The organism is Amycolatopsis roodepoortensis, from assembly GCF_024628825.1.
Lineage (GTDB): Bacteria > Actinomycetota > Actinomycetes > Mycobacteriales > Pseudonocardiaceae > Amycolatopsis > Amycolatopsis roodepoortensis.
The window spans coordinates 2,993,621-3,009,835 of sequence record NZ_CP102415.1; the positions used below are offsets into that span (position 1 = coordinate 2,993,621).

Below are 16,215 nucleotides of genomic sequence, written 5' to 3' on the forward strand. Positions count from 1 at the left end.
TGAGACTGCCTACTCGGGCCGCGAGCCGCGGATCTCGATCAGCAGGTCGGTCACCGCGGTCATGATCCGCTTCGTGGCCTCCTCCAGTACCTCACGGGACGGCGAGGGCGTCACGAGATCCGAGAGGTCCACCGGCGGCCCGGCGACCAGGTTCACCGTCTTGCGTGGGAAGGCGCGCGGGAGCACGGCGTCGGACGGCAGCAGGTGGTGCGTGCCCCAGTTCGCCAGCGGGATCACCGGGACACCGGTTTCCAGCGCGATCCGGGCGATGCCGGTCTTGCCGCGCATGGGCCACCCATCCGGGTGATCCGTGAAGGTCGCCTCCGGGAAGATGACGACGCATTCACCCTCACGGACGGCGCTGACGGCGTCGCGGTACGCGTCCGACGCCGTGGCCGCGCCGCGGTAGACGGGGATGTGCTTGCCGGAGCGCATCACCGAGCCGATGACGGGCGCGTCCCACAGGCTCGCCTTCGCCAGGTAGCGCGGCACGCGTCCGTGCGCGAGGCAGTACGCCGTCACCGTCGTCGGGTCGGCGAACGAGAGGTGGTTCGACGCCACCAGGAAGCCGCCCGACGACGGCAGGTGCTCCCCGCCGCGCACCCGGAACCGGGTGAACAGCACCAGGAACGGCCACACGACGTTGATCGCGAAGGCGAACCAGGCGCCCCGGCCGGCGCGGGCGAAGCGCCGGCCGAAGGCGATCATCTGGCGGAACGTCAGCAGGTCACCCGAAGCGGGGCTCAGCGCGGTCCAGCGTTCACGGGGTCTCAGCACCATGGACGTAATTCGTAGCCGAACCAGCCCCGGTTCGGCTGGAACCGCGCGCGAACGCGGCGCGGATCACACGCGCTCGAGCACCACCACGGGGATCTCGCGGTCGGTCTTCTTCGCGTACTCGTTGTAGTCCGGCCAGACCGCGGCGAGCTTCTCCCACAGCTTCGCGCGCTCCTCACCTTCGAGGGTCCGGGCCCGTACGGTGAACTTGTCCGCCTTGACCTGGGCCTTGGCCTCGGGGTTGGCCTGCAGGTTCTTGTACCAGCCCGGGTCCTCCGGCGCGCCGCCCTTGGACGCCACGATCACCGGGTTGCCCTCGTCGTCGAACTGGTAGATCAGCGCGAACTTGCGGTCCTCACCGGTCTTGCGGCCCTTCGTCGTGAGGACGAGGCAGGGCGCGCCCTTCTCCCAGTCGTGGCCCACCTCGCCGTCGGTCTCTTCGTAGCGACGGACGTGCTCGTCACCGAAAAGCATGTCTGCGTTCCTCTCGTCCTGGGGTGTACCGGCGCCCTCCCAGTCTGACGCGAACCGGTCGGTCGCGCTGATCAACTCGTGCAGGGTGCCGGGTTCGTCGAACGCGTGACCCGAGTCGCCGACCATCACCAGTTCGGCGGAAGGCAGCACCTGGCTGAGCTCCCACGCGGTGATGGCCGGGGTGACCACGTCGTAGCGTCCCTGGACCAGAACGCACGGGATGTCCCGGAGCTTCCCGGCGTCGCGCAGCAGCTGATCTTCGGCCAGCCAGCCGCCGTGCCGGAAGTAGTGGTTCTCGATCCGCGCGATCGCGAGGGCGAACGAAGGATCGCTGAACGCGTCGATCACCTCGTCCTGGGGGCGCAGTTTGACCGTCTCCCCCTCCCAGCGGCTCCACGCGATCGCGGCGGGGCCGTGCACCGAGGGATCCGGATGGCTCAGCAGTTCGTGATAGACCTCGATCAGGTTCTCCTGCCGGCGCGAAAACGGCACCGGGGCCAGGAAACGCGACCACGCCTCCGGGAAGAGGTACGCCGCTCCCCCGCCGTAGAGCCATTGGAGTTCCTTCACCCGCAAGGTGGCGATGCCGCGGAGAACGAGTTCCGTGACCCGTCCGGGATGGGTTTCCGCGTAGGTCAGCCCGAGCACACTCCCCCACGAGCCACCGAAGACCATCCAGTGTTCGATGTCCAGATGCTCGCGCAAGCGCTCGATGTCGGCGACCAGATGCCACGTCGTGTTGACCGAGAGATCGGCCTCCGGGGTGGCGCAGTTCGGCGTGCTGCGCCCGCAACCGCGTTGATCGAAAAGGACGATCCGGTATCGCTCGGGGTCGAACAATCTGCGATGTCTCGGCGTCGAACCGCCACCGGGGCCACCGTGGAGGAAGATCACCGGCTTGCCCCCGGGATCACCGCACTCCTCCCAATAGATCTCGTTGCCGTCACCGACAGGCAACATCCCTTGGACGTAAGGTTCGATTTCCGGGTAAAGGCCGAGCATGTCCGCCACTATGCCCCAAACGCCCGCTTGGAGGATCGATGAAGGCTCGCCCCCACGTGACGCTGGAGGACGTGGCGCGCACCGCGGACGTGTCGCTCGCGACCGCGTCCCGCGTACTCAACGGCACCGCCACCGTCCGGGGAGATCTCCGCGAACGAGTGATCGCCGCGGCCTCCGAGCTGTCCTATACCCCCAATGCTCACGCTCAGGCATTGGCCGGTGGCTCACAGCCCACCGTCGGGGTGATCTGCCACGACGTCGGCGATCCGTATTTCGCCGCGATCGCCGGCGGGGTCATGCGGGTGGCGAACGAAAACGATCTTCTGGTGATGCTCGCGAGCACTTTCCGCGATCCGGCCAAGGAGGTCGCCTACGTTTCGACGCTGCGCGCCCAGCGCGCGTCGGCCATTCTGCTGATCGGTTCCGCGTTCGAGGACAAAGCGTGGGAAAAGGCGATGGCCGCCGAACTCGAACCGTACCGGCGCGGCGGCGGGCACGTCGCCGCGGTCAGCAGGCATCGCGGGCTCAAGGTGGACACCGTCCAGCCCGACAACCGCGGTGGCGGCGCCGAATTGGCGAAGGCCCTGCTCGACCTCGGGCACCGGCGGTTCGCCGTGCTCGCCGGGCCGAAGAGCCTGACCACCGTCGTGGACCGCCTCGACGGCTTCGCCGCGGAGCTGCTGGAGCACGGCGTCGAACTGGCCGAGGACGACGTCGTCGAGGCGGCGTTCACCCGCGACGGTGGTTACGAGGCGATGGAGAAGGTCCTCGCCCGGCCGCGGAAGCAGTGGCCGACGTGTGTGTTCGCGGTGACCGACGTGATGGCCATAGGCGCGATGTCGGCGCTGCGCGACGCCGGTGTCTCCATGCCCGGCGAGATGTCGATCGCCGGTTTCGACGACATCCCGGTAGTGCGCGATCTCACGCCCGCGCTGACCACGGTCGCGCTGCCGCTGGAGAAGCTGGGCGAACGGGCCATGGACCTGGCACTCAAGGCCTCCCCCGGCACCCGGCCGCGGATGGTGCGGATGTCCGGCGAGGTCGTCCTGCGCCGCAGCACCGCCGCTCCCGCTCGCTGAAACCCTTGTGTACGGCCCATGAGGTGACTTACCGTGGCCCGAGAAAGCGCTTTCTCACCCCCGCGCCACGGAGACCCGATGACCTTGATCGCCCTGCCCACCGCCGACGGCGGACTGGCGGAGTGGACGCCCCGAGGGGCGGAAACGCCCGCGAAACCGGCGTCGCCGCCGACCTCCCGGATCGCCTACGCGGCCGCGCACGTGGTCGCCGACCCGCTCGCCCCCGCCGATCCCGAAGAAGGCGCGGTACTGGATTGGGACACCACGCTCGCCTTCCGCGAGCACCTGTGGTCCTGCGGTCTCGGCGTCGCCGAAGCGATGGACACCGCGCAGCGCGGGATGGGCCTGGACTGGGCGACCACCAAGGACCTCATCCGGCGCACCGGGGCGCTCGCCGCCGGACGGCCGTGGGTGGCCGGTGTCGGCACCGACCAGCTCCCCGACGGCGAAGCTACCGCGGGGTCCATTGTGGATGCCTGGCGCGAGCAGCTGGACCTGGTCGGCGAGGCCGGGGCGGTCCCGGTCGTGATGGCCAGCCGGGCGCTGGCGGCGTCGGCTTCCGGACCCGCGGATTACCATGCCGCGTACGGGAAACTGCTCTCCGGCGCGGACCGCCCGGTCCTGCTGCACTGGCTGGGTGAGCAGTTCGACCCCGCACTGGCGGGCTACTGGGGACACGGCGATGTCCGTAAGGCGGCCGAGGAACTGGGCAGGCTCTGCGCCGAGCACGCCGACGTGATCGCCGGAGTGAAGGTTTCCGTGCTCGACGCGTCGATCGAGACCGAGTTCCGCCGCGCGCTCCCCGAGGGCGTCAAGTGCTACACCGGCGACGACTTCAACTACCCGGAGCTCATCGCCGGGGACGACCAGGGCCACAGCGAAGCGCTTCTGGGCATCTTCGACGCCGTCGCGCAGGTCGCCGGCGCCGCGCTCGCCCGGCTCGACGAAGGCGACAAGGCCGGTTTCCACGGCCTGCTGGACCCGACGGTGGCGCTGAGCCGCGCCATTTTCCGCGCGCCCACCAGGAACTACAAGACCGGCGTCGTCTTCCTCGCCTATCTCAACGGGCACCAGGATCACTTCCGTATGGTCGCCGGCCGCGAGTCGGCCCGCTCCATCACGCATCTGGCCGAGCTGCTGCGCCTGGCGGACGCCGCCGGCGCGCTCACCGACCCGGATCTCGCCGTCGCGCGGATGCGGCCGCTGCTGGCCGCGGCGGGGGTGGCCTGATGGACCGGCTGAGCCTGAACCAGATCACCACCAAGGCGTGGTCGCTGCCGGAAGCCGTCGCGGGCTGCGCCGAGGCGGGCGTCCGCTGGATCGGCCTGTGGCGGGACAAGGTCGCCGAGACCGGTGTCGAGGAGACCGCCCGGCTGCTCAAGGAGTACAACGTCGGCGTGTCGTCGTTGTGCCGTGGCGGTTTCTTCACCGGGGTCACTCCCGAAGGGTCCCCTGTGGACGGTGTCGCGCAGACCAGGGAGGCGATCGACGAAGCCGCCGCGCTGGGCGCGGACGTCCTCGTCCTGGTCGTCGGCGGGGTGAACGGCGACCTGGCCTCGTCGCGGCAGCGGGTCGCGGACGCGGTCGGCGAGCTGGCGCCGTACGCCGGTGAACGCGGGGTCCTCCTCGGCCTGGAACCGTTGCACCCCATGCAGTGCGCCGAACGCTCGGTCCTGTCCACTGTGGACCAGGCGCTGTCGATCGCACGTGAGCATCCGGCCGATCAGGTCGGCGTGATCGTCGACGAGTTCCACGTCTGGTGGGACCCGCGGATCGAAGAGTCGATCGCCGCGGCGGCGGGCCGGATCGCCGGATTCCACGTCTGCGACCAGAAGGTCCCGCTGACCGACACCCTGCTCGGCCGCGCGCTGCCCGGGGACGGCCCGATCGACCACCGGCACCTCAAGGCGTGCGTCGAAGCCGCCGGGTACACCGGACCGATCGAGGTCGAGGTGTTCGACGCCGACCTTTGGCGGCGTCCCGGCGGCGAGGTGCTCGCGGAGACCGTCCAGGCCTACCGGGACCACGTTTCCTGACGAAAGTAAGGGTCCCTCGCTGCCCAAGGTCCGCTGTCCGGGCGGCCGTGGTTTCCTACCGTTCGCGGTATGAAACCACGGCTGCTCTGGTGGCTGGGCACAGCGTTGCTCCTGCTCGCCGTCCACACCGACTGGAACGTTCCGCTCGCGGCCTGGGTGTTCCCGGTCTTCCTGCTCCACTACGCCCGCCTGGTGCCGGTGCGGCGCGCGATCCTGATGGTGGGCCTGTCCCTGCTGATCGGGCAGCTGTTCTGGCTCGGGGTCACCGGTCTGCTGTTCGTGCTCTCCGCCTTGCTCGCCTTCACTCTGCTCGCGGTGTTGCAGACGACGGCGTTCCTGGCCGATCGGCTGCTCGCCGGCCGCGCCGGGGCGCTGAGGACGCTGGTGTTCCCGGTGACGCTCGTCGCGGGCGAGTACCTCTTCACGGTGATCACCGGCTTCGGGGACTTCGGCGCGCTCGGCAGCACCCAGGCCACGAACCTGCCGTTGCTCCAGACGGCGTCCGTGACCGGCGTGTACGGCCTCACCTTCGTCCTCGCGTGGTTCGCCTCGGTGGCGAACACCGTCTGGGCGGAAGGGTGGCGGCCGGTCAAGCGCACGGTCGTCGTCCACGTTTGCCTGCTCGGCGTCGTGTTCGCGGCCGGTGGCCTGCGGTTGCTGCTCGACGCTCCCACGACCGAGACCGTGCGGATCGCGGGGATCAGCCCGTCGGCCGAGGCGGACCGGGCCGGTTCCGAAGCCTTGGACCGCGCCGGGGTCAAGTACTGGCGCGCCGAGGAAGTCGCCGCCGCCGACCCGGCCGCGGTCGGTGCGGCGTTCGCGCCGGTCACCGACGATCTAGTGACGAGGACCGGGCAGCAGGCGTCGGCGGGAGCGAAGATCGTGCTCTGGCCGGAGACCCACGCCCGCGTCCTGGAACGCGATCAGGCGGCACTGCTGAAGCGGGTCGGCGACCAGGCGAAGCAAGCCGGTATCCACGTCGGGCTCGCGTACGCGCTCTACACGTCGCAGGCTCCTTACATCCGTAACGTGGTCGTGCTCGTCGCGCCGTCCGGTGAGGCGCTGTGGACCTACGACAAGACGCATCCGACACCGATGGAACCGATGACCCCCGGCCCGGGCGATGTCCCCACCGCGGATTCACCGTACGGACGGCTCGCGGCGGTGATCTGTTACGACGCCGATTTCCCCGGCCTGATGCGCCAAGCCGCGGACAAGGGGACCTCGCTCATGCTCGTCCCCGCCAACGACTGGCCGGGCTTCGGCACGCTGCACGCGGAAAAGGCGGGCTTCCGCGCGGTGGAAAACGGTTACGCCCTCTTCCGGCACTCCACCCACGGGAAGTCCACAGCTGTGGACAGCCAGGGCCGCGTCCTCGGGCACGCCGACTTCTACCGCACCGATCAGCAGACGCTCGTCGCGGATCTGCCGGTGCAGCCGAGAACACAGACCGTGTACAGCCGTGTCGGTGACGTGTTCGCCTGGCTGTGCCTCGCGGCGGCCGCACTCTGTCCTTTATGGACATATCGAAGGAAACGTTAGCGCCCCGTTACGGAAGAGGTGGTGTTCCTAACGTCATACCCGAAAAGAACAGTGTTCAACGGTTAAGCTCCCCCGCATGCCGAAACTGCTGGTGGTGGAAGACGACGACGCGATCGGCGGTGTCCTCGAATCGACCCTCCGCCTGCACGGCTACGAGGTTTCGTGGCAGCGCGACGGCCGCACCGCGCTCGCGGCCGCCGCGGACGGCGACATCGACTTCGTCCTGCTCGATCTCGGCCTGCCGGATCTGGACGGCGTCGAGGTCTGCCGTCGGCTGCGGGCGGAGCTTCCCGGCGCCGTCCTGGTCATCCTGACCGCACGGCAGGAGGAGATGGACGTCGTCGTGGGCCTGGAGGCCGGCGCCGACGACTACCTCACCAAACCCATCCGGCTCGGCGAGCTGCTCGCCAGGGTCCGGGCGCATCTGCGGCGCGGGACGGCTCCGCCGGAGAGCAGGCCCGCGATCGCCATCGGCCATCTGCGGGTGGACACGGCCGGCCGCCGGGTCAGCGTCGGCGGACGGGAGATCTCCTTGCGGGCCAAGGAGTTCGATCTGCTCGCCCGGCTGGCCGAGCAGCCGGGCGTCGCGGTCAGCCGGGACACGCTGATGTCGGAGGTGTGGGACGCGCACTGGTACGGCTCGACGAAGACCCTCGACGTCCACATCGCCGCGCTGCGCCGGAAGCTGACCGAGTCGGCGCCCACGCCCGAGCAGGCGCCGAGGATTTCGACGCTGCGCGGCCACGGCTACCGTCTCGAACAGCCCTTCGAGAATCAGTAGTCGCGCAGGTCGGAGACCTCGTCCCGGGCGGCGAGCCGCGCGATCCACGCCGACGCCGCCACGCACGACACGACCACCACCGCCGCCAGCAGCCCGAAGTACCCGTGCGGCGAAGGCACTCGCTCCAGGCCCGCGACGAAGACGAACAGCACCCCGAGCAGGTGCCCGCCGATCAGGCCCCCGCCCCCGACGACCAGCGCGTCGCCCGCGATGAACGCGGCCACCTGGCGGCGTTTCCCGCCGAGCGTGCTCACGATCAGCAGGTCGCGCCTGCGTTCGTTGAGCGCCGCGCCGAACGAGGGCCCCGCCGCGGCGGCCGCGAGGATCAGCGAAGCGATCAGGTCCACCTTGGCCTCGCCGCAACCGTCCTTGGTGAAGGCGGTCGAAATGGCGAACGCCACCGCCAGCGCGACCAGCACCACGGACCGCGCCAGAAGCGCGCTCCGCCACGAAATGGACAGCGCGAGCACCCCCGCCAGCCCGGAGACGAGCGGCCGGAGCAGACCACCGATGACCCGCTTTCCCTTGCGCAGCCCCAGCTCCACCAAGCGCCACAGCAGCATCGTGCCGCCCGCCCAGCCGAACAACGGCCAGACGAAGGCGAGCGCGAGCAGGATGAAGTCGAGGCCGTAGGGCGACCACCAGGGCGGACCGCCGTCGGCCGGGACGAAGTACCACTCGCGCAGCGCCGGGGGCAGGATGGCCAGTACCGCCACGAGTGTGCCGGCGAGCAGCAAGAGAACGATTTCCCGGACGAGCGCGAACCCGGAGCCGGACGAGAAGCCACAGGCCAGCGACAGGGCGGCCCCGGCGACGCCACCTGCCAGGCCCGCCGTCACGGCTTCGGCGGCGGCCAGGCCGAGTACCTGCCCACCGGTGGCGCCGCGGGCACGCAGGAGATCCTGATCCGCCCGCAGCACCCGCGCAGAGGGCGTGGTCAGCAGCACCACGAGCACCATCGCGGGCACCCAGCGCGGCGCGAGGTTCCCGGTCCAGTCGTGCACCGCGAGCAGCGTGGTCACGATCGCGACCCCGGCCGCGGGGACACCGAGCCTGGCGGGGCGCACGCGCGCGATCCCGCCGACCCACAACGCCATCGCCGCGATCACCGGTCCCGCACCAGCTTCCCGTCGACCATCGACCAGCGCTCGCCGAACAACCCGCCCGGGGCCTCTTCGGCCGTGGCCACCAGCAGCCCGGCGCCCAGCTGGTCCGCGGCCAGCACGAGCCTGCCGAGGAGCCGCTCCCCCTCGCGCTGGTCGAGCCAGCCCGCGGGGTCGTCGGCGAGGATCAGCTTCGGCGAGGGCGCGAGCGCCCTGGCGAGGACGGCGAGCCGGATCTGCTCACCGGTCAGGTCGCGGGGCGCCTTCTTGGCGAACCCCGCCAGGCCCACCAGCTCCAGCGCGCCGTCGACGGCGTCGCGGACCGCCGTACCGGTCCGGCCGGCGAGCACGAGCGGCAGGGCGACGTTGAGCCGGACGTCGAGATCCCGCAGCAGCCCGCCGTCCTGCAGCATCAGCCCGATCAGGTCGGGGCCCGGCGGCGACGGATCGAAGGCGGGCCAGTCGACGGTGCCCGCCGTCGGTTTCTTCATCCCGGCGAGCAGATGCAGCAGCGTGGTCTTCCCGGCGCCCGCCCTGCCGGTCACCACCGCGCGGGTCTCCGCGCGGATCTCGCAGGTGACGCCGTGCACGGCGACCACGGCGGTCAGCCCGGAACCGTAGGTGTGCGCCAGCTCGTCGGTGCGGACCAGTGGTGCCGTCACGCCACTCTCACGATCCGGTGCGCGGCCGCCGCGATCTCGGGGTCGCGGGTCGCCACGACGACGGCCGTCCCGCGAGCCGCGACGGCGCACAGCAGATCCATGAGTTCGAGCGCGGCGAGCCCGTCGAGTTCTCCGGCGGGTTCGTCGGCGACGACCGTATCCGGGGCTCCGGCCAGCACGACCGCGACTCCGGCACGGGCGCTTTCCAGCGCCGACAGCGTGCCCGGATAGTCGTCGCCGCGGCCGGCCAGCCCGACCAGTTCGAGCAGGTCGTCCGCGGCGCGGAGGGAGCGGCCGGCCAGCCGTCCCGCCAGCACGACGTTCCGCGCGACGGTGAGGTGATCGAAGAGGTTGCCGCGCCTGAGCAGCATGCCGGCACCTGGAGCGCCGCCGGGGGCGTCGCCACTTCCGGCGGGCAGCACGGCCACACACTCGCCCGGGACGGCGAACCGGACGAGGGGGACGGATCCGGGCCCCGGGCCTGCCATGACGGCGGCACGTCGGCGCATGGCCCCAAGGTAAGGCGAACGGGGTCAACATCGCCTTGATCTCAGGTCAACGGACGGCAAAATATCGCGTCGAGTGGGTGATCCTCGCGCTCGTCGGCCACACTCTGTCCGTGCGCCGCCGGATCGTCACCCTCACCGTGCTGGCCGCGGTGCTGGCGATCACCCTGTTCGGGGCGCCGCTGGCCGTCGCGGTCGCCCGGTTCCACGAGGGCAATTCGACCCACGACCTCGAACGGGTCGCCGACGCCGTAGTGCTCGACGTGACCGGCGATCTCGCCAACGGCCGGGTGCCGGAACTCCTGCCGATCAAACCGGACAAGGACCGCATCCGCGGGATCAGGGTCGCGGTCTACACCCCGACCGGCAGGATTCTGGCAGGCAACGGCCCTGCCAGCGAAGACCGCTTCGTCCGCGAAGCGCACTACACCGACATGGCGACCGGGACCCGCGAGGACGAGGTCGTCCTGGCCGTCCCGGTGCTCAGCGGGCAGTCGCTGGTCGGGGTCGTCCGCGCCGCCCATCCCCGGTCCGAACTGGACGCCCAGATCCGGCTGACCTGGCTCAAGATGATCGTGCTCGCCGTGGTCGCGATCGGGGCCAGCTGGCTGATCGGGCGGCGGATCGCCACCCGGCTGGCCCGGCCGCTGGAGGATCTGGCCGCCACCGCCGAACGCCTCGGCGAGGGCGATTTCACCGTCCGCGCTCGCCGGACGGGGGTCCGCGAGATCGATCAGGTCGCCGAAGCGCTCGACGTCACGTCCGAGCGGATCGGCGAGACGCTGGAACGCGAGCGGACCTTCTCCGCCGACGCCTCCCACCAGCTGCGGACGCCGCTGACCGGGCTGCGCCTGCAACTCGAGGCGGCGCTGGAAAGCCCTGATCGCGACCCCTACGCGACGATCCGCGACGGCATCGCGTCGGCCGACCGCCTGGAACGCACCATCGACGACCTGCTGGCGCTGGCCAAGCAGACCAGGGCCCCGCGTGCGCGGCTCGACCTGGGCAAACTCTTCGAAGAGGTCCGGCAGACCTGGCACGGACTGCTCGCCGGACGGGGCCGGGCACTGCGGATCAGCGGACGCGAGGCGCTCCCGGCGCGGGCGGCGGACGCGGCCGTCCGGCAGGTGCTCGCCGTCCTGCTGGACAACGCGGCGACGCACGGGCGCGGCACGGTCTCCGTCCTGGCGCGCGACGCCGGGGACGCGCTGGCCATCGACGTGAGCGACGAGGGCGCCATCCCGGACGGGCACGATCCGTTCGCGACCGCCGAGCGGACCGAGGAACACGAGGGCAACGGGATCGGGCTGCGGCTGGCGCGGAGCCTGGCCGAAGCGGAGGGTGGGCGGCTGCGGCTGACCAGCCCGTCGCCGACGACGTTCACGCTGCTCTTGCCAGCCGAACGTCCCTCACCGCGAGAAGAAGGCCCGGTCCTGGCGAGCTAGGGGGGGTTACTCGCCAGGCCGGGCCGGTAGGAGGCAAACGCGCCCCGACAGCGCGCACGGCATGCCACCTGAATGAAGACGGTAAAGACCAGCGGGCCAACAGACGGTACACGCCGGATTAACTGACACTTTGCTTTTTGATGTCACAGGGATTCGCCCACTGCCCAGCCGGGCTGAATCGATCGTGGGAAGATTGTCCGCATGACCACCGAGCCGGCGCCGAGATGGCGGAGACTGGAACCGGACGAGCGCAAGGAGCAGATCTTCGCCTGCGCGGCCCGCCTTTTCTCCGACCGCCCGTACTCGGAAGTGTCCACTTCGGACATCGCGGCGGAGGCCGGGGTCGCCAGGGGGCTGATCAACCATTACTTCGGCACCAAACGCGAGCTCTATCTGGAGATCATCCGGCGCGCGCTGACCGTGCCGCGGCTCGCGGTCGAGATCCTGCCGGAAGGGCCGCTCGAACTGCGTGCCGACGTCGCCATCGACTGGTTCCTGGACATGGTCACCAGCCAGGAGAAGATGTGGCTGGCCGCGATCGCGCCGGAGGGCATCGGCCGCGACCTCGAGGTCGAACGGATCCTGGAGGAGGCCGATCGCGAATCGGCCGACCGGGTACTCGAAGCGGTCGGGCTCTCCCGCGAGAGCGAACACGGGCAGGAGCTGAACGCGCTGGTCCGCGCGTTCGGCGGGATGGTCAAGGCGGCGGGCCGCGAATGGCTCGTGCGCGGCTCGCTCGATCGCTCACAGGTGCACACGCTGCTCAGCAAGTCTTTGGTCACGCTGGTCGGCGAGGTGTTTCCCGAGATCCAGCGCGCGGCTCCGCGGGCCTAGAGAAGCCCCGCCCTAGTACATGAAGGCCCCTTTCCTTGCGCCTGGCGCAAGGAAAGGAGCCTTCATGTACTGCGCGTCGAGTTTCCTCGGCTGAGCCGGCGATCGCATAGTCCGCGAAGGCCTTCTTCACTACCTTCAGGGTAGGCAAGGAGGCCTTCACGGACCGGCGACCTCAGCCATAGAGAAGCCCCCGGCACCTCGAGGGGGAGGTTGGTGCCAGGGGCTTCATGACCGGTGACGAGCACCGGTATTCCTCCACACTACGCCGATTCGCTGTCACGGCTCTGTCAAACTTCCGAGTGCGTTCAACTGGGTGAGCCTGAGCGCCAGTCCGTCGAGGCAGCGCTGCACCGCGTAATCGTAGAGACGCTCGTAGTAACCGGCTGCGAGGTCGGGATCCGCGACCAGCGCCGAGATCGACTCGCCCAGCGCCGCCATCCCCGGCAAGTCCTCGCGCGTGCGGTACGACGCGTAGCCCTCGCAGCGGTCGAGCTGGAGCGCCATCGCGCTCTCGCGGTCGTCCTCCATCGCGACGAACTGGCAGGCGGTGGCGAGCAGCAGGTTGTACGCGAACGGCGACTCGGTGCCGAAACCCGCCGCGAGCAGACGGCCGATACCGGTGTTCATGGTCGGCACCGCGGCGGCGACCGACGGCCCGAACAGGGCCAGCCGCCGCGCCGAGCCGGGATAGCGGCGCAGCACCTTCCGCACGGTCGGCAGGAACTCGGCGAACCACTCCCGCCACGGCAGGGTTTCGTCGGGCAGGGTCAGTTCGCCGACCACCCGGTCGAGCACGGCGACGACGACGGTGTCCCGGTCGCCCACGTGGTGGTAGACGACCGCGGGGTAGGCGTCGACGGCGGCCGCGAGCTGCCGCAGCGTCCAGTTCTCCAGTCCCGATTCGGCCGACAGCTCCAGCGCGGCGTCGACGATCCGGTCCCTGGTGACGGCCGGCCGTCCGGAAGCCGCGCGGGACCTGGGGCGGGGACCCGCGTCTTCGGGGAAAGTCGGCATGCGGGCTACCGTATCCGCATTCGGCTGGTCGTCCGGCGGGGGCTTCCGGCAGGATCGTGCCATGCCCCGCGCGCGTGTCAACGGCCTCGAACTCGAGTACGACACCTTCGGCTCCCCCGCGGACCCGCCACTCGTCCTGGTGATGGGCCTCGGCGCCCAGATGGTGACGTGGGAGGTCGGCTTCTGCGAGCTGCTCGCGGCCGGCGGGTTCCACGTCGTCCGGTTCGACAACCGCGACGTCGGTCTTTCGTCCTATCTGGACGATCTCCCCACGCCGGATCTGGCCGCGCTCGCCGCGGGCGACCAGACGTCCGCGCCGTATCTGCTGTCCGATCTCGCCGCCGACGTCACCGGGCTGTTCGACGCGCTCGGCTTCGGCCGCGCGCACGTCGTCGGCGCGTCGATGGGCGGGATGATCGTGCAGCAGCTCGCGATCGACTCGCCGGAGCGGCTGCTCAGCCTGACGTCGATCATGTCCACCACCGGGGATCCCTCGGTCGGGCATCCCGAGCCCGCCGCGCTCGCCGGGCTGACGCGGCCACCGGCGGCCACCCGGGAGCAGGCGATCGAAGACGGTGTCGAGTGGTTCAAACTCGTCGGCTCACCCGGTCACCCGTCCGACGACGAATTCCTGCGCATGAAGGCCACCCGGAACTACGACCGGGCGAATCACCCCGCAGGAGCGTTGCGGCAGGCCGCCGCCATCGTCGCTTCCGGTGACCGCACGGCGAAACTGCGCGAGGTCCGCGTCCCGACGCTCGTCATCCACGGCGAGAGCGATCCGCTCATCAACGTCAGCGGCGGGAAGGCGACCGCGGAAGCGATCCCGGACGCCGAACTGCTGCTGTTCCCGGGGATGGGGCACGAACTGCCGCGGCAGCTGTGGCCCGCGATCGCGGACGCGATCGTCGCGCACGCGCGTAAGGCCTGAGGGTCAGCATCCCGTCAAGAATCCCGGCGGAGGCGTAGAAAAGCCGTTCACTCCGGTGGTCTGCCCGGTGACGTGGTGTTCCCTGGACGGATGAGGAAACCCGAGTGTTTCGGCTTCCCGTTCGGTTGTGTCTCCGTCGTCGTCGCGGCGTCGGCGGCCGGGCTGCTCGGCTCGGCGCGACATCACATCATTTCCTTGCTGGCATTGGGTTTGGTCGTACTCGCCACCGGTATCGCGACGAGCGCGACCGCGACCGCCGGGACGGCGGTGATCGCCTGGGGTGTCCATTCCGGATTCACCGTCGGCTCGCTGGGCGAGCTGCAGTTCACCACCGAGACCGGTGTCGCCGCGGTCGTTTTCGCCGCCGCGACCGCGTTCGGCTCACTGGCCGGAGCGGTACGGCGCCGGCTGGCGGCCGCCGAGCCCGAGTCGCCCCACCCCCTGGAAGGGGCGACTCGGACACGGCTTTCCGGCCCTGCGCCTGCCCACACCCCTCCGGTGGGCGGGCACGAAGGGGATCATCGGCTACGGGAAGGTTCCAGCTGGTCCGCCCGGACCCAGGTCGCGTGAAAACCGAGCGGGACACGCTGGGGCAACAGGACCCTGGCCACGGGTCCGGCAGCGAGATCGGCGGCGTCGAAGATGTCCAGCTCCGAGCGCCCCTCACGCTCGTCCTGGACGAAGGTCACCAGATAGCCGTCGTCGGAACCGGCGGCCGCGCCGTCGCGGGGTGCGAACGGCGCCTCACTGCCCCACCGGCCCGGACCGAAACGGTGTTCGGTCTTGGCGCCGGCACGATTGTCGTAGCACACCAGGCCGTCGAACTTGAGCGTCGAATCCGGCGAGATGTGCACCGCGTAGGAGAAGCGATTCCGGCCGCCGACCACCCTCGAGTCGACGGACGGAAATTCGGTGTTGTCGTCGTCGAGCTGGTCCTCCAGGCACTGCCCGGTCCGCAGGTTGAACCGGTAGCGGTGCAGCGAGGCGTCCAGCCGCAGGTACGACAGCATCTTGGCGAGCGGGGTGTGCGCGTCGGCGCGCGGCCGCGGCCGCTGCACGCGGCAGACGTCGAGGACGATCTCCTCGCCCTGCTCCCAGGAATTGACGACGTGGTAGATGTAGCAGGGGCTGGCTTCGAACCAGCGGATCTGGCTACCGTCACCGTAGCGAGGGAGTACCCCGAACCGGCTCGGCAGTGAGCGGTCGAACAGCAGCTTGTGCCGTCCGTTGCGGGCCGCTTCCCTGTCCTGGATCAGCGGCAGATCCATCAGGATCGCGTGGTTCTCGGTGATCGCCATGTCGTGCGGCAGGCGCGGGCCGGGGAGTTCGATCTCGGTCGTGCTCGCGACCTCGCCGTCCGCGCCGATCACGCCGTAACGCAGGTACGGCGGCCGCGGCCCGTAGTCGAACCAGAACATCTCGCCGGTGCGCTCGTCGACCTTCGGATGGGCCATCATGTCGCCGACCAGCGTGCCGAGGAAGTCCTCCGCGCCCAGCGTCTCCAGCGACAGCGGGTCGACCGCGTACGGCGTGCCGCACAGGTACCAGGTGGAGAGCACCTTGCCGCGATGGAAGATCAGGTCGGTGTTGGCGCTGTCCTTGACGTTCAGGCCGTGCGTGTTGCCGAACGGGTTGCCCTCGGGCGATTCCATGACGCCCTTCCAGAGCGCCTTGCCCGCCGCGGATTCGGCCTCGAAGGCCTTGGTGCGGATCCAGCGGTTGCGGTAGCGGGCCTTGCCGTTCTCCAGGTGGACGGCGTGGATCATGCCGTCGCCGTCGAACCAGTGGTAGCGCCCCCGCGGCTCGAACCGGGGGTTGGGCCCGTTGCGCAGGTACACGCCGTTCAGGTCCGCGGGGATCTCGCCGACGACTTCGAGATCGCTCGCGTCGATCTCCTCCCCGACCGGGGCGTAGACGCCCATCAGATACGGGTTGACCTCGGATTCGCCGGTGGGGGCTGCCACCAGCACCGGCTGCTCGGAGGTGCTCGTCATGGCCGAGACACTACGATTGCTGTAGTCAGGTGTCA

Annotated in this window: 16 protein-coding genes and 1 pseudogene; 9 read left to right on the forward strand and 8 right to left on the reverse strand. The window is 70.2% G+C overall.

Annotation, left to right across the window (positions count from 1 at the left end; genetic code table 11):
- Positions 1 to 9: 9 nt before the first annotated feature.
- The 3 genes and pseudogenes from NQK81_RS14055 to pip form a co-directional block, all read right to left on the reverse strand.
- The gene (locus NQK81_RS14055; RefSeq protein WP_257488542.1) at positions 10 to 780 is read right to left on the reverse strand and encodes a lysophospholipid acyltransferase family protein; all 771 of its coding nucleotides are present in this window, start codon (positions 778 to 780) and stop codon (positions 10 to 12) included.
- A 63-nt stretch (positions 781 to 843) separates the two neighbouring features.
- A complete protein-coding gene (locus NQK81_RS45515) occupies positions 844 to 1,251 on the reverse strand; it encodes a nitroreductase family deazaflavin-dependent oxidoreductase (protein ID WP_443092897.1) in 408 nt (135 codons plus the stop codon).
- 111 nt (positions 1,252 to 1,362) lie between these two features.
- A pseudogene (gene pip, locus NQK81_RS45520) lies at positions 1,363 to 2,253 on the reverse strand (prolyl aminopeptidase); the annotation flags it as partial.
- A 38-nt stretch (positions 2,254 to 2,291) separates the two neighbouring features.
- On the opposite strand from pip, the gene NQK81_RS14065 reads away from it, so the two are divergent.
- The 5 genes from NQK81_RS14065 to NQK81_RS14085 all read left to right on the forward strand — a co-directional run bounded on the left by NQK81_RS14065 (position 2,292) and on the right by NQK81_RS14085 (position 7,691).
- Positions 2,292 to 3,332, forward strand: coding sequence for a LacI family DNA-binding transcriptional regulator (locus NQK81_RS14065; RefSeq protein WP_257488544.1), 1,041 nt, complete (start codon positions 2,292 to 2,294; stop codon positions 3,330 to 3,332).
- Between the two features lie 78 nt (positions 3,333 to 3,410).
- Positions 3,411 to 4,562 carry a dihydrodipicolinate synthase family protein gene (locus NQK81_RS14070; RefSeq protein ID WP_257488545.1) on the forward strand — a complete coding sequence of 384 codons (1,152 nt, stop codon included), beginning with the start codon at positions 3,411 to 3,413 and terminating at the stop codon, positions 4,560 to 4,562.
- Positions 4,562 to 5,368 carry a sugar phosphate isomerase/epimerase family protein gene (locus tag NQK81_RS14075; RefSeq protein WP_257488546.1) on the forward strand — a complete coding sequence of 269 codons (807 nt, stop codon included), beginning with the start codon at positions 4,562 to 4,564 and terminating at the stop codon, positions 5,366 to 5,368. The genes NQK81_RS14070 and NQK81_RS14075 overlap by 1 nt, the downstream gene beginning before the upstream one ends.
- Before the next feature lie 69 nt (positions 5,369 to 5,437).
- Positions 5,438 to 6,910, forward strand: a complete 1,473-nt coding sequence (locus NQK81_RS14080; RefSeq protein ID WP_257488547.1) for an apolipoprotein N-acyltransferase — start codon at positions 5,438 to 5,440, stop codon at positions 6,908 to 6,910.
- 76 nt (positions 6,911 to 6,986) lie between these two features.
- On the forward strand, positions 6,987 to 7,691 hold the full coding sequence (locus tag NQK81_RS14085) for a response regulator transcription factor (protein WP_126735560.1): 705 nt from the start codon (positions 6,987 to 6,989) through the stop codon (positions 7,689 to 7,691).
- Here NQK81_RS14085 and NQK81_RS14090 read toward each other — a convergent pair.
- Genes NQK81_RS14090 through NQK81_RS14100 form a run of 3 tightly spaced genes read right to left on the reverse strand, consistent with a single transcriptional unit; the run spans position 7,685 to position 9,965 of the window.
- The gene (locus NQK81_RS14090) at positions 7,685 to 8,800 is read right to left on the reverse strand and encodes an ABC transporter permease (RefSeq protein WP_126735558.1); all 1,116 of its coding nucleotides are present in this window, start codon (positions 8,798 to 8,800) and stop codon (positions 7,685 to 7,687) included. The two genes, NQK81_RS14085 and NQK81_RS14090, sit on opposite strands and share 7 nt — an antisense overlap.
- On the reverse strand, positions 8,797 to 9,456 hold the full coding sequence (locus tag NQK81_RS14095; protein WP_257488548.1) for an ATP-binding cassette domain-containing protein: 660 nt from the start codon (positions 9,454 to 9,456) through the stop codon (positions 8,797 to 8,799). The genes NQK81_RS14090 and NQK81_RS14095 overlap by 4 nt, the downstream gene beginning before the upstream one ends.
- Positions 9,453 to 9,965: a P-loop NTPase family protein gene (locus NQK81_RS14100; protein ID WP_257488549.1), complete on the reverse strand. Its 513-nt coding sequence runs from the start codon at positions 9,963 to 9,965 to the stop codon at positions 9,453 to 9,455. Before NQK81_RS14100 ends, NQK81_RS14095 begins: the two co-directional genes overlap by 4 nt.
- 77 nt (positions 9,966 to 10,042) lie before the next feature.
- On the opposite strand from NQK81_RS14100, the gene NQK81_RS14105 reads away from it, so the two are divergent.
- Together NQK81_RS14105 and NQK81_RS14110 are read left to right on the forward strand one after the other, a co-directional pair.
- Positions 10,043 to 11,407, forward strand: coding sequence for a sensor histidine kinase (locus tag NQK81_RS14105; protein ID WP_257488550.1), 1,365 nt, complete (start codon positions 10,043 to 10,045; stop codon positions 11,405 to 11,407).
- Positions 11,408 to 11,608: 201 nt separating this feature from the next.
- Positions 11,609 to 12,241 (forward strand): TetR/AcrR family transcriptional regulator, encoded by a 633-nt coding sequence (locus NQK81_RS14110; protein WP_126735552.1) that lies wholly within the window; start codon positions 11,609 to 11,611, stop codon positions 12,239 to 12,241.
- A gap of 276 nt (positions 12,242 to 12,517) precedes the next feature.
- On the opposite strand, the gene NQK81_RS14115 is transcribed toward NQK81_RS14110, so the two are convergent.
- Positions 12,518 to 13,255, reverse strand: a complete 738-nt coding sequence (locus NQK81_RS14115; protein WP_257488551.1) for a TetR/AcrR family transcriptional regulator — start codon at positions 13,253 to 13,255, stop codon at positions 12,518 to 12,520.
- A gap of 61 nt (positions 13,256 to 13,316) precedes the next feature.
- On the opposite strand from NQK81_RS14115, the gene NQK81_RS14120 reads away from it, so the two are divergent.
- Together NQK81_RS14120 and NQK81_RS14125 are read left to right on the forward strand one after the other, a co-directional pair.
- On the forward strand, positions 13,317 to 14,186 hold the full coding sequence (locus NQK81_RS14120; RefSeq protein WP_257488552.1) for an alpha/beta fold hydrolase: 870 nt from the start codon (positions 13,317 to 13,319) through the stop codon (positions 14,184 to 14,186).
- Positions 14,187 to 14,276: 90 nt separating this feature from the next.
- Positions 14,277 to 14,756, forward strand: coding sequence for a hypothetical protein (locus NQK81_RS14125; protein WP_257488553.1), 480 nt, complete (start codon positions 14,277 to 14,279; stop codon positions 14,754 to 14,756).
- Here NQK81_RS14125 and NQK81_RS14130 read toward each other — a convergent pair.
- Positions 14,705 to 16,180, reverse strand: coding sequence for a carotenoid oxygenase family protein (locus NQK81_RS14130; RefSeq protein WP_257488554.1), 1,476 nt, complete (start codon positions 16,178 to 16,180; stop codon positions 14,705 to 14,707). The genes NQK81_RS14125 and NQK81_RS14130 overlap by 52 nt on opposite strands.
- Between the last annotated feature and the right edge of the window lie 35 nt (positions 16,181 to 16,215).

Excerpts from the sequence above, each read along its gene's own strand:
- NQK81_RS14075 (WP_257488546.1), top strand. The coding sequence starts at position 4,562 with ATGGACCGGCTGAGCCTGAACCAGATCACCACCAAGGCGTGGTCGCTG.
- NQK81_RS14120 (WP_257488552.1), top strand. The coding sequence starts at position 13,317 with ATGCCCCGCGCGCGTGTCAACGGCCTCGAACTCGAGTACGACACCTTC.
- NQK81_RS14085 (WP_126735560.1), top strand. The coding sequence starts at position 6,987 with ATGCCGAAACTGCTGGTGGTGGAAGACGACGACGCGATCGGCGGTGTC.
- NQK81_RS14070 (WP_257488545.1), top strand. The coding sequence starts at position 3,411 with ATGACCTTGATCGCCCTGCCCACCGCCGACGGCGGACTGGCGGAGTGG.
- NQK81_RS45515 (WP_443092897.1), bottom strand. The coding sequence starts at position 1,251 with ATGCTTTTCGGTGACGAGCACGTCCGTCGCTACGAAGAGACCGACGGC.
- NQK81_RS14055 (WP_257488542.1), bottom strand. The coding sequence starts at position 780 with ATGGTGCTGAGACCCCGTGAACGCTGGACCGCGCTGAGCCCCGCTTCG.
- NQK81_RS14080 (WP_257488547.1), top strand. The coding sequence starts at position 5,438 with ATGAAACCACGGCTGCTCTGGTGGCTGGGCACAGCGTTGCTCCTGCTC.
- NQK81_RS14065 (WP_257488544.1), top strand. The coding sequence starts at position 2,292 with ATGAAGGCTCGCCCCCACGTGACGCTGGAGGACGTGGCGCGCACCGCG.
- NQK81_RS14130 (WP_257488554.1), bottom strand. The coding sequence starts at position 16,180 with ATGACGAGCACCTCCGAGCAGCCGGTGCTGGTGGCAGCCCCCACCGGC.
- NQK81_RS14125 (WP_257488553.1), top strand. The coding sequence starts at position 14,277 with ATGAGGAAACCCGAGTGTTTCGGCTTCCCGTTCGGTTGTGTCTCCGTC.
- NQK81_RS14100 (WP_257488549.1), bottom strand. The coding sequence starts at position 9,965 with ATGCGCCGACGTGCCGCCGTCATGGCAGGCCCGGGGCCCGGATCCGTC.
- NQK81_RS14110 (WP_126735552.1), top strand. The coding sequence starts at position 11,609 with ATGACCACCGAGCCGGCGCCGAGATGGCGGAGACTGGAACCGGACGAG.
- NQK81_RS14115 (WP_257488551.1), bottom strand. The coding sequence starts at position 13,255 with ATGCCGACTTTCCCCGAAGACGCGGGTCCCCGCCCCAGGTCCCGCGCG.